Here is a 16,505-nt window from a genome sequence, read left to right as displayed (position 1 = left end):
GGCAGTTCCGGGGAGCGGTCAGGCGGCCGCAGAAAGATCGGGCAGTTCGGGCGTGTGCTGCAGCAGCAGGCCGAACTGGCGGGCCAGGTGGTCCAGCAGCACCGGCTTGACGGCCTCCATCCCGGAGGGCCCGCCCAAGTCTACTACCGAGGTCACCTGCAACCCCTGGTAGCCACAGGGGTTGATACGGTGGAAAGGTTCCAGGTCCATCGACACGTTGAAGGCCAGGCCATGGAAGGTGCAGCCGCGACGGACGCGGATGCCGAGTGCGGCGATCTTGGCGCCACCGACGTAGACACCCGGGGCGCCTTCGCGGCGTTCGGCCCCGATGTTCCACTCGGCCAGGGTATCGATGATGGCCTGCTCGATGCGGCACACATAGTCGCGCACGCCAATGCCCAGCCGCGGCAGGCGCAACAACGGGTAGACCACGATCTGGCCGGGCCCGTGATAGGTCACCTGGCCGCCACGGTCCACATGCAGCACCGGGATCGCGCCCGGCGCCAGCACGTGTTCGTCCTTGCCGGCCTGGCCCAGGGTGAACACCGGGTCATGCTCGACCACCCACAGCTCGTCCGCATCGGCCTCGCTGCGCTGGTCGGTGAAGCGCTGCATGGCGCGCCACACCGGCTCGTAGGCCTGGCGGCCGAGGTCGCGGACCAGCGCCGGGCGCGGCGCGCGGTCTTCCGGGGCGGCTTCGGCCGGGCAGCTGTCGGCTACAGCGTCCACTTCACTTCCGGGTGGTCGCGCAGTGCCTGGTGCGCCAGATCGTACTGTTCGCGGCTGTCGGCCTTGAACACGATGCGGACGGACACGTACTTGCCGTTGGTCGAATGCTTCCAGCTGATGCGTTCATTGACGACATCGATGCCGGCAGCCAGCAGCAGGCGGGGAAGCTCATGTTCCAGGCCGCGGTTGGCCGGGCCCATGGCGCTGAGCTCGAACTGGCCGGGGAACTGGAAGCCGTGGTCGGGGTTGTCGGACTTGATTTCCATGGACCCATTATCGGGCCGCAGGGCAACAAACCCAAGAGTATTCATCAAAGTCAAAAGCGGCACCGGCGAGCCGCTGCGTTGCAGCGGGGCGGCGCCCATGATAGGGGCCGGCCCACAAAGGCCGGCCCCGGCAGGCGACGCGTGCCGGCACCCGGCCGGCACGCAGGCGGCTTACTTGGCCGTTTCCATCAGGGTGGAATTGACCCAGCCCTTGTTGCCCATTTCGTCTTCCACTTCCCACATGGTGCCTTCCTTGACGCCGGTGGGGTACAGCAGCATGCCCGGTTCCAGCGAGCGCACCGGCGCGCCGGTACCCTTGGCATTGGCCAGCAGGCGGCCGGCCTTGAGCATGGTCACCGCCTGGCCGGCGTTGGCCGCCGAGGCATTGGCCGGCAGGCCACCCAGCTCGGCCACCATGTTGGTGTAGGCCTGCAGGTAAGCCAGGGTGATCACCTGGCCGATTTCGGTGTTGGCATAGCCGCCCACGCCCATCGCGCCGATGCCGCCGCCGCCGAACAGGCCGCCACCGGCGCCCCAGCCCAGGTCGGTCTTCTTCGAGTTGCCCTCGACGATGGCCACCTGCTCGGACGAACGCACGTCGGTCAGGGTCAGGGTCACGTCCGCGGTCTTGCTGCGGAAGTTCAGGCCGCTGACCACCGCGCCGGCCTTGCCACCGATCAGGCCGCCCAGCAGGCCGCCAATGGCGTTGCCGCCGGCGTTGCTGTTCTGCGAGATCAGGTCCGGCACCAGCACGTAATCGGCGGCGCGGATCTGGCCCTTGCCGATGTTGGAGCGGCCGCGCAGCTGGCCTTCGCTGGCCAGCGCACGCTCGGCCTGGGCGGCCGCCATGCCGACGCCACGGTCGACCAGGGTGAAGCACTTGGACTTGTTGACGAAGACCTTGATCAGCTTCGACGGCGCCGGCAGCTGCTGGCCGGTCCACCAGTTCACCACGTCTTCCGGTTCGATCACCGAGATGGAACCCAGCGGCTTGGTGCAGACCGGAATCTCGGCCTGGCCCTTCTTGCTCTGCTCCTGGGCAGAGGTGCGGCTGTTGGCGAAGCTGTCGCGCAGACCCGCCGACGCCGGTGCACTGACGGCCACCAGACCGGCACCCAGCAACGCGCAGGCCAGCGCATGGGCGAGCGAATTCGATTTGTTCATTTGAGTCATCCAGCACCTCGCCGACGGCGAAGCACAATCCATGGGTTGAGTAAAGGGTCTGGGACCTGAATCCTTGTTGGGCGCCCCCCAGGCGCCGGCGCAGAGGATAGGGCATGCAGGGACCCAACCACAACCGCAGCTGACTGAAATGCCGATAGCGACACATTCGGTCAAGGCCAGGCCGCTGGATCGATTCACGTATCACATTGTGTCGGGCGGACAATGTTGTTTTCGGAACAGACAAGTGAGCCCGGCGTGGTCGTTTCGGGGGTCCCCAGGGGGTACCGTGTCGCGGCTGAAAACGACAAAAGAATCCGCCCCGATGAGCCCCCCTTCCCAACGCCGCCTTGCCGCCTTCGGGCTGTCCGGCCTGCTCGCTGCTGCCCTTCCCCTCGCCGCCCAGGCCGCCGAACAATGCGGCCCGGATGCGATGCGCGACCACCCGCCGCAGATCAACTTCCGCGTCGACAACGACCTGTTCGGTGGCCGCCACCAGGACCAGGGCTACACCAACGGCGCGCAGCTGACCCTGGTCTCGCCGAACCTGGTCGACTACACCGACGACCCCTGCCTGCCGCGCATGGCGCGCTGGGTGAACCAGTACCTGGAAGGCCTGCATCCGGGCAGGTTCGAACAGCAGAACATGATCTTCAGCATCGGCCAGGGCATCTTCACCCCGACCGACCCGACCCGCCGCGACCTGATCAAGGACGACCGCCCGTATGCCGGCGTGCTGATTGCAAGCTTCGGCTTCAACGCGCGCAGTGGCGACCGCCTGCAGACCACCCAGCTGGCGCTGGGCGTGGTCGGCCCGTGGGCGCAGGGCAAGCAGGTGCAGGACGCGGTGCACAACATCCTCAACGACAAGAAGTTCGAGGGCTGGGACAACCAGCTGCACAACGAACCGGTGTTCATGCTGACCCATGAGCGCATGCGCCGCTGGCCGGCCGATGCCAGCATCAATGCCGGCGGTTGGGGCTGGGATGCGATCAGCCACTACGGCGGCGCGATCGGCAACCTGGAAACCAAGGCCAACGCCGGTGGCGAAGTGCGATTCGGCTGGAAGCTGCCCGATGATTTCGGCAGCACGCCGCTGCGTCCGGCCGGTGAGAACACGGCGCCGACACGCGGTGGCCGCCCGAGCGGCTGGTCGTGGCACATGTTCGTCACCACCGATGCGGCATGGATGATCCGCGACATCACCCTGGACGGCAACACGTTCCGCAGCAGCCACAGCGTCGACAAGCGGCACGTGGTGGCGCAGGGCGGCTACGGCATGGCGCTGACGCACGGCCGCTGGAAGTTCGCGGTGGCGCGCTACCACAGCACCCGCGAGTTCTACGGCCAGCGCGAGGCCCCGGTGTTCGGCAGCTTCACCATCAGCCGCTCGCTGTGAGGCCGATCAAACGGACGGCTGCCGGCCGCGTGGCCCGGCGCACCCGCTGCAATGAAAAAGGCCGGCATTCGCCGGCCTTTTCCATTCACCACGCCGGGGCGTGGATCATTCCGATTCCCACCACATCCAGAAGCTGTCCCACAGGCGCTTGAAGAAGCCGGCCTGTTCGACCGCAGCCACCGCCACCAGCGGGGCCTCGGCAATGACCTTGCCATCCAGGGTGACCTTCACGGTGCCGACCTGCTGGCCAGCGGTGAACGGTGCTTCCAGGGTCTTCGGCACGTCGATGCTCGGCTTCAGGTCGTTGTAGCGGCCACGCGGCACGCTGACCAGCATCGGCTGGGCCACGCCCAGCTGCACCTTGTCAGTGGTGCCCTTCCAGACCTTGTGCTCGGCCACGGCCTTGCCCGGCTCGTACAGGCGGTGGGTCTCGAAGAAGCGGAAGCCCCAGTTCAGCAGGGCCAGGCTGTCATCGGCACGCTGCTTCTCCGACGCACCGCCCAGCACCACGGCGATCAGGCGCTGGTCGCCACGCTGGGCCGAGCTCATCAGGCAGTAGCCGGCTTCAGAGGTATGGCCGGTCTTGATGCCGTCCACGCTGCCATCGCGCCACAGCAGCAGGTTGCGGTTCGGCTGCTTGATGCTGCCGACCTGGAATTCCTTGATCTTGTTGTACGCGTAGGTTTCCGGGTAATCGCGCACCATCGCGCGGCCCAGCAGCGCGAGGTCGTAGGCGGTGCTGTGGTGGCCCTGCGCGGTCAGCCCGTGAGCGTTGACGAAGTGCGAGTCCTTCATGCCGATCTTGGCGGCGTAGCTGTTCATCAGCGAGGCAAAGGCTTCCTCGCTGCCGGCCACGTGTTCGGCCAGGGCGATCGCGGCGTCATTGCCGGACTGGATCGCCATGCCCTTTTCCATGTCTTCCAGGCGTGCGGTCTGGTTGACCGGGAAGCCGCTGTAGCTGCCATCGGTACCCGCGCCGCCTTCGCGCCAGGCGCGCTCGCTCATCATCACCTGGTCATCCGCACGGACCTTGCCGTTCTTGACTTCGGCGGCGACCACGTAGGACGTCATCACCTTGGTGATGCTGGCCGGGGCCAGCTGCTCATGGACGTTCTCGCCGGCCAGCACCTGGCCGGTGGCGTAATCCATCAGGACCCAGGCCTTGGACACGCTCGGTGCCGGGGCCGGCGGAGTGGCGACGGTGGCCGGGGCGGCAGCGGCGGCGGCAGGCGCCGGCGTGGCCGGAGTCGGCAGCGGCGTCTGGGCGGAAGCCAGGCCCACCACCAGGGTGGCGGCCAGGGCAGTGGCGGCGGAACGGAAATTCATTGGACAGCAGGCTCCAGGGGACGGCCAGGAATGGAGGGTGGAACGTAACGGCCATTGTAAGGCCGGGGGAGCGTGGGCCGGCAGCACCGGCCCGCGCGGATCAATCCTTGACGATCTGCGGCGAACCCAGGCCCAGACCGGCGATACGGCCGACAAGTTCCGCGGCGCTGGCATGGTCGCTGGCGGGAACCCGCAGGCGGAACAGGGTGCGGCCACCGGCGGCGATGTCACTGATGGTCGCGCCGACGATGCCGGCGGCATTGAGCTGGCCCATCGCACGGTTGGCGTTGTCGCGGTTGGAGAAACTGGCGACCTGCACCATCACCGCGCCCACCACCTGTTGCGACAGGCTGGGGGCGGCCGGCGTGACCGCGGCGCTGCGCACCGGCGCCGCTGCCACCGCGCGCGGGGCACTGCTGGCGACAACGGCGGCAACCGGCGCGGGGCTGCGCGAAGGCGGCGCGCTCGGCGGCAGGCTGCTGACCGCCACGTCCGGCACGCTGCTGGCCACGCCCTGGGTGGTGGCGGGCTGGCCACGCGCAGGCATGCCATCGGCCGGCAGGCGCTTGACCAGGCGATCGATGTCGCTGTCGGCGGCGGTGCGCGTGCTGGCTGCCGGGCGTGCACTGGCCACCGCGCTGGCCGCGGCTTCGGCCGCACGGCGCTCGCGGCGCGACGGCTTCTGCGCCAGCAGGTTGCTTTCGCCCGGCTGCAGCGCGCGCACCTCGACATTGCCGGTGCCGCGCTGGGTGATGCCCAGGCGCACCGCGGCGGCATAGCTGAGATCGACCACGCGGCCATCATGGAACGGGCCGCGGTCGTTGACGCGCACGATCACCGATTCACCATTGTCCAGATTGGTCACGCGGGCAAAGCTGGGCAGCGGCAGCGTCTTGTGCGCGGCGGTGAACTGGTACATGTCATAGACCTCGCGGTTGGAGGTCAGGCGGCCATGGAACTTGGCGCCGTAGTACGACGCGGTGCCGCGCTCGACATAGTTGCGGGTGTCGTCAAGCACGTTGTACGACTTGCCCAGCACCACGTACGGCGACTTGTTGCCGATCGCCGAGCGTTCCTCGGCCGTTACTTCCGGCTCGGGAATGCAGGCCACGTTGGGAACGTAGTCCGGGGTGCTGTCACGCACGCCCGGCTTGTACAGGCCCCCGGCGGTGTAGTTGCCGCGGGTGCTCAGGTCTTCCTTGGCCGCCGCGTACGGCGAGCCTTCCGGGCAGTGCGCCGGTCGCGAGCCGCGGCCCTGCACCAGCGTGCCGCCGGACTTGCCACCGTGGCCGGCCGTGGCCGGCTTCTTCGGCGCGCTGCTGCAGGCGGCCAGCGCGAGGACGATCAAGCCTGGGACCAGCCATCTGATGTTCATGCCGGGGGCAGCTCCTGTCCGGCGATGGCCTGGGACAACTGGAACACGGCCATCGCGTACATTTTCGAGAGGTTGTAGCGGGTGATCGCGTAGTAGTTCTGGAAGCCCAGCCAGTACTGCTTGCCGGTGCTGCCTTCAAGGGTGATCGGGGTCGCGGTGGCGCCCGGCTGCACCGCTGCGCTCGGCTGGTAGCCACGCTGCGCCAGCTCGGCCAGCGACCAGGTCGGCATCCATTCGGTCGGATTGAATTCTTCGCGGCCCGCTGCCAGCGTGGCCGGCACGGCGACCTGCCCGCCCCGCACCCAGCCGCCCTTCTTCACGAAGTAGTTGGCGATGGACGAGAACACGTCGTCATAGCTGTTGAACAGGTCGCGGCGGCCATCGCCGTTGCCATCCACGGCGTAATCGAGGTAGCTGGACGGCATGAACTGGCCCATGCCCATCGCACCGGCATAGCTGCCCTTGAGCGTGGTGATGTCCAGCTTCTCTTCGCGGCCCAGCTCGAACAGCTTGGCCAGCTCGTCGCGGAAGAACAGTTCGCGGCGGACTTCGCGTTCCAGCTTGGCGGGGTCGCCACTGCGCGGGTAATAGAACGCCAGCGTGTACAGCGCATCCAGCACGCGATGACTGCCGGCGTTCTTGCCGTAGCTGGTTTCCACGCCGATGATCGCCACGATCACTTCGGCCGGCACCCCGGTGCGCTGCTGCACGCGATCCAGCTCAGCGCGATGCTCGGCCAGGAACGCACGGCCGCCATCGATGCGCGCCTTGCTGATGAACATCGGCCGGTATTCGTTCCACGGCTTGACCCGCTCTGCCGGGCGCGACATCGCGGCGATGATCGGCTGGCGGACCTGGGCCTGGTCGAGCACGCTGCTGATCTGGTCCGGCTTCAGGCCATAGCGCTTGGCGGTATCGGCGATGAAGCGGGCCCGCGCGACGTCGAACGGTACCGGCGTGAGGTCAACCGGCGGCGCCGTGGCAGCGGTGGCTTCGGGTGCCGCCTCGGCCGGGCCATGAACCTTGGCGGCGGGCTGGCGCGGCGTACTGCTGGCCTGGGGCGAAGACGGCGGGGACTTCGGCTGGGTCGCGCAGGCGACCAGGCCGAGGGTGAGCATGCAGGCCAGAGTGCGTCGAATCATCGTCGCAGGTTAGCAGGTCATAGATGAATTAAAACCCCTAACACCATGAATCACAACGATTTGCCTGCGAGCAGCGGGAAATGTGAAGACGTCGTGATCACTCTTCCCCATTCAGGCAGAGGTTGCCGGTTGCGTCCCCATCCCCGCAGACGCAACCGGCGACCGGATCCGGTCGATACCTGCGCGGCTGCCGCTCCCCAGTGGCAGTACCCCGCGCTCCCTGTACCCGTTGGATCAGTACTGCTTCCCGCTCGACGCCCCCTCGCGCTGCATCGATTGACGGCGCGCCGTGCCGAACGGGCCGCCATTGTGCAGGCCGATTACGACAAGTCCATTGATCAGGATCAACGCGCTGTAAAAGTGTGAACCAGCTAACGCTTTTTATGGACTTTCGTCAGCAGGGATACCGCTATGACGGAGCGTGAGAACGCTTACACAACGGGCGTTGCGCAGAGTCAGGAAGTGTCCAGCCAACGGCGCCGCCCCTCGTGGGTGGGGTTTGTTGCGGAAAGCAGAAGCCGCGGGTGGGCTGGTCGGGTTGGGTATACGCGGGGGTGTCAGCCGCATGGGCCCGAGGCATGCCTCGGGCGGGTTGGGCAGGACGCCCAACCCCGGTCTTGCCGTGTACGCAGCAAGCGGCTGCCAAGCCCCCAGGGACGGGTTTACGGCGTGTCCTGCGAACCCACCGCGCCCGCCCCACACATGAGCCGCGTTATGCGACCACCCACGAGGGGCGGCGCCGTTGGCTGGAACCCCTATCCCCCGTGCACCGGCCGATGCCCGCGCACCGCCATCACCAGCCCGATGCCGGCCAGCAGCGAAACCGCCGATGTCCCGCCGTAGCTGATCAACGGCATCGGAATACCCACCACCGGCAGCAGGCCGGAGATCATTCCACCGTTCACCAGTACATAGACGAAGAAGGCCAGCCCGAGGCTGCCGGCCAGCAACCGTGCATGGGTGTCGCGTGCGTGCACCGCGATCCACAGGCAGCGCCCGACAACGAACAGGTACAACGCGAACAGCGTCGCTACGCCGATCCAGCCGAATTCTTCGGCCAGCACCGAGAATGCAAAGTCGGTCGTGTATTCGGGCAGGAAATCCAGCGTGGCCTGGGTGCCCTGCCCCCAGCCGCGGCCCTGCCAGCCCCCGGAGCCAATCGCGATGCGCGACTGCAGGATGTTCCAGCCGGTACCCAGCGGGTCCGCCGCCGGGTCGAGGAAGGTCAGCACGCGATCCTTCTGGTACTGCCGCAGCAGGCCGAACCACGCCAACGGCGCGGCCACCGCCAGTCCGGTGGCGCCGGTGGCCACCCAGCCCCAGTGCAGGCCGGCCAGCAGCAGGGCGAACACGCCGCTGGCGGTGACCAGCGTGGCGGTGCCGAGATTGGGCTGCATCAGGATCAGCACCGCCGGCACGCCGATCAGCACCGCCGATGTCAGCACCGTGCGTGGCGACGGTGGCAGCGGTTGCCGGTGCAGGTACCACGCCATCATCAACGGCAGGCTCAGCTTGAGCAGCTCCGACGGCTGCAGGTAGAACACGCCGAGGTTGAGCCAGCGCTGTCCGTACTTGCCGGTGCCGATCACGTAGACCGCCATCAGCGGCAGCATCGACGCCGCATACAGCGCGGGCGTCCACGCGCGCAGGCGCGGCAGCGGAACCCGCGACAGCAGCCACATCGCCAACAGGCCGCCGGCAAAGCGCGCCGCCTGCCCGGCCACCGGGCCGGATACGCTGTGCAGCACCGCCAGGCCAGCACCCATCAGGATCAACAGCGCGGCCAGCAACGGCAGATCGATCGTGCGCACCGCCTCACGGCAGCCGCCCAGGAGTCGTTTCCAGTACACGCCGGCCACGGTAGCAACGCGCGCTTGCGTGAAGCTGTCAGGCCGCTTCGGCCCTCTGTAGAGCCGAGCCATGCTCGGCTGCTTACAGTGCTAGCCGTAACCGCCGTGCACCGGATTGTGGCTGCGCACCGCCATCACCAGCCCGAAGCCCGCCAGCAGCGAGACCGCCGAGGTACCGCCGTAGCTGATCAGCGGCATCGGCACGCCCACCACCGGCAGCAGGCCGGAAATCATCCCGCCGTTGACCAGCACGTAGACGAAGAACGCCAGCCCGGTGGCACCGGCCAGCAGGCGCGAATAGGAATCGCGCGACTGGCTGGCGATCCACAGGCAACGCCCGATCACCACCAGGTACAGCGCCAGCACCGTGGCCACGCCGATCCAGCCGAATTCCTCGCTCAGCACCGAGAACGCGAAGTCGGTGGTCTGCTCGGGAATGAAGTTCAGGTGCGACTGCGAACCTTCGCCCCAGCCCTTGCCGTCGAAGCCGCCCGAGCCGATCGCGATCTTCGACTGGATGATGTTCCAGCCGGCGCCCAGCGCGTCCATCTCCGGGTCCAGGAACATCATGATGCGATCCTTCTGGTACGGTCGCAGCAGCCAGAACCAGGCCACCGGCGCGACCGCGGCAACGCCCCCCACGCCGAGGCCGACCCACCACCACGGCAGTCCCGCCAGCAGCAGCACGAACACGCCGCTGGCGGCGATCAGGACACCGGTGCCGAAGTCGGGCTGCAGCATGACCAGGCCGGTCGGCACGCCGATGATGACCAGCGCGGTCAGCACCGTGCTGAAGCGCGGTGGCAGCGGCATCTTGTGCAGGTACCAGGCCACCATCATCGGCAGGCTGACCTTCAGCAGTTCGGCCGGCTGCAGGTAGAAGAACTTCAGGTCCAGCCACTGCCGGCCATACTTGCCGGTGCCCAGCACGAACACCGCCAGCAGCGGAATCATCGAGATCGCGTAGATCATCGGCGTGGCCGAGCGGATGCGCAGGATCGGTACCCGCGAGATGCCCCACAACGCCGCCATGCCCACCGCGAAACGCGCGCCCTGGGCCATTACCAGGCCGTCGCCACCGGCGCTCTTCAAGGTGGCCAGGCCGATCACCATCAGCGTGCCCAGGGCCAGGCACAGTACCCAGTCCAGCGTGCTGAAGAAGCGGCGCAGCATGTCGCCGGCCCAGCGCAGGAACACCTTCATCGTGCGGGCTCCACGGCGCTCGGACGCGGCGTCGCCGGCAGCGCCGCGGCGGCTGGCCCAGCCGGCTGCGGTACCGGTGCCGGGGCCGGCGCGGGCACGCCGACCAGCACCGGGTGTTCGCCCAGCTGTGCCGCAGCGAGGTCGCCGGCCTGGCGTGCACCGGCGTCTTCGTTGTCGAACGCGGTAGCGCCGATGGCGGTGGTGCCGCGTTCGCTGTCCAGCGGCTGCATGCCTTCGGGCATCTTGCCCAGCAGGTAGGCATCGAACACCTTGCGCGCGATCGGCGCAGCCGCCGAGCCGCCGTAGCCGCCGCCTTCCACCGCCACCGCAATCGCGATCACCGGGTTCTCGACCGGTGCGAAACCGACGAACAGCGCGCGGTGGCGCAGGTGCATTGGCAGGCTCTTGGGATTCACTGCGGCCGTGCCCTTGCGGCTGATGACCTGCGCGGTACCGGTCTTGCCGGCCATCACGTACGGCGCACCGACCGCCACGCGCCAGCCACTGCCACCGGGCCGCATGGTCGCCATCATGCCTTCGCGCACCGCCTGCACATTGTTGGGGTTGGGGCTGACCGGCTTGCTCTCGCCCGCCGGCATGGCCGTCCAGTCACTGTCGAAACCGTCGCGCTGCTGGATCACCAGGTGCGGGGTGCGCAGCTGGCCATCGGCCAGGCCGCTGACGCCACGCGCCAGCTGCAGCGGGGTGACCTTCCAGTCGCCCTGGCCGATGCTGATGTTGACCGTATCGCCGGGGAACCAGGCTTCCTTGCGGCTCTTCCGCTTGTAGGCCGGCGACGGCAGGATGCCTCCGATCTCGCCGGTGAGGTCGATGCCGGTCGGCTGGCCGAAGCCGTAGTACTCCATGTAATGGTCGAAGCGCTCGATGCCCAGGTCCAGCGCCAGCCGGTAGTAATAGGTGTTGACCGATTCGGCGATGGACTTGCGCAGGTCGGTCCAGCCGTGGCCGCCACGGTGGGCATCGCCCCAGCCACGCGAGGTCCCCGGCAGGTAGAACATGCCGGTGGACAGCACCTTGTCTTCCGGCCGGCGCACGCCCGAATCCAGCCCGGCCAGGCCGATCAGCGGCTTCAGCGTAGAGCCCGGCGCGACACCGCCGAGTACCAGGCGGTTGAACTGTGGCCGCGACGGGTTCTCGTTCAGCGCCTTGAAATCGGCATGGGAAATGCCGTTGACGAACAGGTTGGGGTCATAGGACGGCAGGCTGACCATCGCCAGCACTTCGCCGGTGCGCGGGTCCATCGCCACTGCCGAGCCTTCCTGGTCGCCGAAGGCGGCGACCATGGCGCGCTGCAGGTCGGCGTCGATCGACAACCGCAGGTCGGCGCCGGACTGCGCGGCGACGCGGCCGATGGTGCGGATCGCACGGCCCTGCACGTTGGTCTCGACCTGCTCGTAGCCCACCTTGCCGCGCAGCTGCTGCTCGTAATAGCGCTCCAGGCCGGACTTGCCGATATGGGTCAGCGCCGCATTGCCCTCGCCGAGGATCTCCAGGTCCTTGTCATCGACACGGCCGACGTAGCCGATGATGTGCGCGAACAGGTCGCCGTACGGGTAGCGCCGGGTCAGGTAGGGCTCCAGCTCGACGCCGGGGAAGCGCCAGCGGTCGACCGCAAAGCGCGCCATCTCCTCGTCGCTCATGCGCAGCTTCAGCGTGACCGGCAGGAACTTGCGGCGCGCCTTGCGCGACTTGTTGAATGCTTCCAGCTCTTCCGGGCTGAGGCTGATGATCTTCGCCAACCCTTCGAGGGTGGCGTCCATGTCCTTGACCTTGTCCGGGGTCACGTCCAGGCGGAACGCCGGTACGTTCTCGGCCAGCAGGCGGCCGTTGCGGTCGTAGATCATGCCGCGCCCCGGCACCACCGGCCGCGGCTTGATGCGGTTGGCTTCCGAGCGCGTGGCGTAGACGTCGTGGTCCAGCACCTGCAGCTTGAAGTACCAGCCCCCCAGGCCCAGCAGGCAGACCAGCACACCGAGGAAACCCAGTGCCGCGCGGCGGCGGAACTGTTCGGCTTCGGCGTGCGGGTTCTTGACCTGGCGGCGCGGGATCATGGCTCAGCGCCCGCGCTTGCCGAAGCGCACCGCGTCCAGCAGCACGAACACCAGCGGCCACAGGCCCATGCCCAGCAGCGGCGCCCACCAGTACGACCACGGCAGGGTCGGCTCATCCACCACGATGTGGACCAGCGCACTGACGATGCGGTCGTTGAACAGCAGGCCCCCGATGGCCAGCATCTGCTGCGACATCGGGAAGAAACGGATGCGGGCGCGGAAGCGCTGCAGGATGAAGGCCAGCATCACCAGCCGCAGCGCCTGTTCGCCGAGCACACCGCCGTACAGCAGGTCGGCGACCACGCCGCTGGCGAAGGCAATGCCCAGCCCGACGCGCTCGGGCGCTTCAATCACCCAGTACGCCAGCACCAGCGCCAGCCAGTAGGGGCGCAGCGGCTGCAGCAGCGCCGGCAAGGGCAGCAGGCCCAGCAGCAGGGCCACCACCAGGCTGGCCGGCAGCACCCACGGGTTGTCGCGCAGGCGGCTCATCGCTGGGCCTCCGGCTGCGGTTGCGTGGGCTGCGGTTGCCGACCAGCGGTCGGCACTACCGTGGAGCTGGCTGGAGTGGAGCCCCCTTGTTGTTCAAGGGGGCGCGCCGCAGGCGCGGGGTCAAGGTGGGACGCGGGGGCAGACGTGGACGGTTGCTGGCCTGCGGCCGGCATGGCCGCGGCGTTGGCCGAACCCGTCGTGGCATTGGCCGGGCCACCCGGCGCGGCCTCTTCCAGCTGCAGGCGCAGTTCCGGCGGGATGCGGATCGCCGCGCCCGGGCGCAGCAGCAGCACGTCGCGGCCACGGTCAAGCTGTGCCGCCGGCTTCAGTTCGCCGACCAGGAACGCATGGGTATCGTCCGGGCGCAGCCCGGTGATGGTGCCGACCGGGAAGCCGGCCGGGAAGCGGCCGCCCAGGCCGGAGGTGACGATCTCATCGCCCACTTCCACGCCAGCGCTGAGCGGGATGTCGCGCAGCTCCAGCTTGTCACCGCGGCCGTACACGATCAGGCGCACGCCGTTGCGGGCCACGGTCACCGGCACCGCATGATCGGGATCGGTCAGCAGCAGCACGGTCGACGTGCCGCCGGTGACGCTGATCACCTGGCCCATCAGGCCGCCGGCATCGATCACCGCCTGGCCGACGTGCACGCCTTCGCGGCTGCCGGCATCGAGCACCAGGCGCTGCTTCACCGGGTCCAGGTCGATATCCAGGATCGGCGCCAGCTGCACGTCCAGGCCGCTGCGCTCGGCCACGTTCAGCAGTTCGCGCAGCTGGGCGTTGTCCAGCGCGGCGGTCTGCAGGCGGGTCAGACGCGCATTGGCCAGCAGCAGCTGGTTGCGCAGTTCGCGGTTTTCGGTGACCAGCTGGGTGTGGCTGGCTGCGGAATCCTTGACCTGGTTGCCCAGCTTGCCGGGCAGGCCGGCCAGCGCCCACACCGGCTGCACCAGGCTGTTGGCCTGCTCGCGCAGGCGCGCCAGCCAGCCCGCCTGGTCGTCGAGAACGATCAGGGTGATGGCCAATGCGAGGTAGGCCAGCAACCGCAGGGGGCTGGCGGCATCACCGGATCGGGAGGCGACGGGAGGACCGGCGTAGGGCGGCACGGCAACGATTCAACTGGCAGAAGGCGGAGGGGAAACACGCGGACGCCCCGCCGGTGCCGGCCCGCCATCGCGGCGGGCCGCACCCCGGAAGGGCGCGGCGGGCAGGATCGGCCGGGACGGCTTATTCCGGCGCAAAGAACTCGTTGCCGTGCATGTCCACCAGCTCCAGCGCACGACCACCACCGCGGGCCACGCAGGTCAGCGGATCGTCGGCCACCTGCACATGCAGGCCGGTTTCTTCGGAGATCAGGCGGTCCAGGTCACGCAGCAGCGCGCCACCACCGGTCAGCACGATGCCGCGCTCGGCGACGTCGGCGCACAGTTCCGGCGGGGTCTGCTCCAGCGCCAGCTTGACCGCGCTGACGATGCCCGACAGCGGCTCGTGCAGCGCTTCCAGCACCTCGTTGGAGCTGATCTTGATCATCTTCGGCACGCCCTCGGCGAGGTTGCGGCCGGAAATTTCCAGCTCCTGCACCTCGGCCTGCGGGTAGGCACAGCCCAGCTCGACCTTGATGCGCTCGGCGGTGGCTTCACCGATCAGCATGCCGTGGTTGCGGCGTACGTAGTTGGTGATCGACTCGTCGAAGCGGTCGCCGCCAATGCGGACCGAGGCCGAATAGACGATGCCGTTGAGCGAGATCACCGCCACTTCGGTGGTGCCGCCGCCGATGTCGATGACCATCGAGCCACGGGCCTCGGTGACCGGCATGCCGGCGCCGATCGCGGCGGCCATCGGCTCTTCGATCAGGTACACGTCACGGGCACCGGCTTCCTCGGCCGATTCCTTGATCGCGCGGCGCTCGACCTGGGTCGAGCCGGCCGGCACGCAGACCAGCACGCGCGGGCTCGGGCGCAGCACGCGCGACTTGTGCACCTTCTTGATGAAGTGCTTGAGCATCGCCTCGGTATAGGTGAAGTCGGCGATGACGCCGTCCTTCATCGGGCGGATGGTGGTGATGTGGCCCGGGGTACGGCCCAGCATCTGCTTGGCCTCGGCGCCTACGGCTGCCACCGAGCGGGTACCACCGATGGCACGGTCCTGGCGCACGGCCACGACCGACGGCTCGTTCAGCACGATCCCCTGCCCGCGCACGTAGATGAGGGTGTTGGCCGTGCCCAGGTCGATGGACAGGTCGTTGGAGAACATGCCACGGAGTTTCTTGAACATCTGAGGAAGGAGTCCTGAGGGGTGTCGTGCCCGCCGCGGGATGGCGAAAAAATGGGCAGAATTCGAGGCCGACAAGCCTAGCAACCCGCCTGCCGCCGAGCAAGGAAAAAACTAGCTGAACCCGCGTCTTCACAGGCTTTCGGCCTGATCGGGTCTCACCCGGTTCTGGCCCTGAGCGGCACCAGCGGGTAACCTTTGCGCCGTCGGGCGCCCAAGGGCGCCGTTTGCTTGCCCGCTGAACCGGGCCAGCCCACCCCAAAATTCACCGCATAGGCTTACATCGATGTCCGCTTTGATCTGTGGTTCTCTTGCCTTCGACACCATCATGGTGTTCCCGGACCAGTTCAAGAATCACATCCTGCCGGACAAGGTGCACATCCTGAACGTGTCCTTCCTGGTGCCGCGCATGCGCCGCGAGTTCGGCGGCTGCGCCGGCAACATCGCCTACAACCTGCACCTGCTGGGCGGCCAGCCGATCCCGATGGGCACCGTGGGCTCGGATTTCGGCCCGTACCGCGAGTACTTCGAAGGCCTGGGCATCGACCTGTCGCGCGTGCGCGTGATCGATGAGCTGTTCACCCCGCAGGCGTTCATCACCACCGACCACGACAACAACCAGATCACCGCCTTCCACCCGGGCGCGATGATGCGTTCCTACGAGAACCACGTGCGCGGCGTGCCGGGCGTGACCCTGGGCCTGGTCGGCCCGGACGGCCGCGAAGGCATGATCCAGAACGCGCTGGAATTCCATGAGGACGGCATCCCGTTCATCTTCGACCCGGGCCAGGCCATGCCGCTGTTCAACGGCCCCGAGCTGCGCGCCTTCATCGAGCAGGCCGACTACGTGGTGGTCAACGACTACGAGTCGAACCTGCTGCAGGAGCGCACCGGCTGGGACGAGAAGGAGATCGTCAGCCGGGTCAAGGCCTACATCACCACCCGTGGCCCGAAGGGCGCGGTCATCCACACCCCGGAAAAGAGCTACGACATCCCGCCGGCGCACGAGCGCCGCGTGGTCGACCCGACCGGCTGTGGCGACGCTTTCCGCGCCGGCCTGATCTACGGCATCCAGAAGGGCTACGACTGGCTGACCATCGGCCGCATGGGCAACCTGATGGGCGCGCTGAAGGTCGAGCACCCGGGCACCCAGAACCAGCGCTTCACCTTCGACGAGTTCAACGAGCAGTTCAAGCAGCAGTTCGGTTACGCGCTGAGCGCGTAA

General features: G+C 68.0%; 14 protein-coding genes. 2 read left to right on the top strand and 12 right to left on the bottom strand.

Annotated features, from left to right (window positions below):
* Nucleotides 1-18 precede the first annotated feature (18 nt).
* The 3 genes from lipB to Q0P60_RS09810 form a co-directional block, all read right to left on the bottom strand.
* Complete coding sequence (gene lipB, locus Q0P60_RS09820; RefSeq protein ID WP_294991940.1) at nucleotides 19-729, bottom strand: lipoyl(octanoyl) transferase LipB; 711 nt, start codon at nucleotides 727-729, stop codon at nucleotides 19-21.
* A complete protein-coding gene (locus tag Q0P60_RS09815; RefSeq protein ID WP_294991936.1) occupies nucleotides 717-995 on the bottom strand; it encodes a YbeD family protein in 279 nt (92 codons plus the stop codon). Before Q0P60_RS09815 ends, lipB begins: the two co-directional genes overlap by 13 nt.
* Nucleotides 996-1,166: 171 nt before the next feature.
* Nucleotides 1,167-2,159: a CsgG/HfaB family protein gene (locus Q0P60_RS09810; protein ID WP_294991933.1), complete on the bottom strand. Its 993-nt coding sequence runs from the start codon at nucleotides 2,157-2,159 to the stop codon at nucleotides 1,167-1,169.
* Between the two features lie 322 nt (nucleotides 2,160-2,481).
* Here Q0P60_RS09810 and Q0P60_RS09805 point away from each other — a divergent pair, with 322 nt between their 5' ends.
* Nucleotides 2,482-3,555: a lipid A deacylase LpxR family protein gene (locus Q0P60_RS09805; protein ID WP_294991929.1), complete on the top strand. Its 1,074-nt coding sequence runs from the start codon at nucleotides 2,482-2,484 to the stop codon at nucleotides 3,553-3,555.
* 105 nt (nucleotides 3,556-3,660) lie between these two features.
* On the opposite strand, the gene Q0P60_RS09800 is transcribed toward Q0P60_RS09805, so the two are convergent.
* The 9 genes from Q0P60_RS09800 to Q0P60_RS09760 form a co-directional block, all read right to left on the bottom strand.
* Complete coding sequence (locus tag Q0P60_RS09800; protein WP_294991925.1) at nucleotides 3,661-4,881, bottom strand: D-alanyl-D-alanine carboxypeptidase family protein; 1,221 nt, start codon at nucleotides 4,879-4,881, stop codon at nucleotides 3,661-3,663.
* Nucleotides 4,882-4,981: 100 nt separating this feature from the next.
* On the bottom strand, nucleotides 4,982-6,256 hold the full coding sequence (locus Q0P60_RS09795) for a septal ring lytic transglycosylase RlpA family protein (protein ID WP_294991922.1): 1,275 nt from the start codon (nucleotides 6,254-6,256) through the stop codon (nucleotides 4,982-4,984).
* Entirely contained in the window at nucleotides 6,253-7,398 is a 1,146-nt protein-coding gene (mltB, locus tag Q0P60_RS09790) for a lytic murein transglycosylase B (protein ID WP_294991919.1), read from the bottom strand. The genes Q0P60_RS09795 and mltB overlap by 4 nt, the downstream gene beginning before the upstream one ends.
* Before the next feature lie 755 nt (nucleotides 7,399-8,153).
* Nucleotides 8,154-9,248: a rod shape-determining protein RodA gene (rodA, locus tag Q0P60_RS09785; protein WP_294991916.1), complete on the bottom strand. Its 1,095-nt coding sequence runs from the start codon at nucleotides 9,246-9,248 to the stop codon at nucleotides 8,154-8,156.
* Between the two features lie 90 nt (nucleotides 9,249-9,338).
* Complete coding sequence (rodA, locus tag Q0P60_RS09780) at nucleotides 9,339-10,451, bottom strand: rod shape-determining protein RodA (RefSeq protein WP_294991913.1); 1,113 nt, start codon at nucleotides 10,449-10,451, stop codon at nucleotides 9,339-9,341.
* A complete protein-coding gene (gene mrdA, locus Q0P60_RS09775; protein ID WP_294991910.1) occupies nucleotides 10,448-12,523 on the bottom strand; it encodes a penicillin-binding protein 2 in 2,076 nt (691 codons plus the stop codon). Before mrdA ends, rodA (Q0P60_RS09780) begins: the two co-directional genes overlap by 4 nt.
* A 3-nt stretch (nucleotides 12,524-12,526) precedes the next feature.
* Nucleotides 12,527-13,012 carry a rod shape-determining protein MreD gene (gene mreD, locus Q0P60_RS09770; RefSeq protein WP_005419400.1) on the bottom strand — a complete coding sequence of 162 codons (486 nt, stop codon included), beginning with the start codon at nucleotides 13,010-13,012 and terminating at the stop codon, nucleotides 12,527-12,529.
* Nucleotides 13,009-14,115, bottom strand: a complete 1,107-nt coding sequence (mreC, locus tag Q0P60_RS09765) for a rod shape-determining protein MreC (protein WP_294991904.1) — start codon at nucleotides 14,113-14,115, stop codon at nucleotides 13,009-13,011. Before mreC ends, mreD begins: the two co-directional genes overlap by 4 nt.
* 121 nt (nucleotides 14,116-14,236) lie before the next feature.
* Entirely contained in the window at nucleotides 14,237-15,283 is a 1,047-nt protein-coding gene (locus Q0P60_RS09760; protein ID WP_005411077.1) for a rod shape-determining protein, read from the bottom strand.
* A 283-nt stretch (nucleotides 15,284-15,566) separates the two neighbouring features.
* Here Q0P60_RS09760 and Q0P60_RS09755 point away from each other — a divergent pair, with 283 nt between their 5' ends.
* Nucleotides 15,567-16,505: a carbohydrate kinase family protein gene (locus Q0P60_RS09755; protein ID WP_294991901.1), complete on the top strand. Its 939-nt coding sequence runs from the start codon at nucleotides 15,567-15,569 to the stop codon at nucleotides 16,503-16,505.

This window comes from uncultured Stenotrophomonas sp. (assembly GCF_945952405.1).
Taxonomy (GTDB): domain Bacteria; phylum Pseudomonadota; class Gammaproteobacteria; order Xanthomonadales; family Xanthomonadaceae; genus Stenotrophomonas.
The sequence above is the reverse complement of the archived record's forward strand: the minus strand, read 5'-3'. Positions and strand labels throughout refer to the sequence as shown.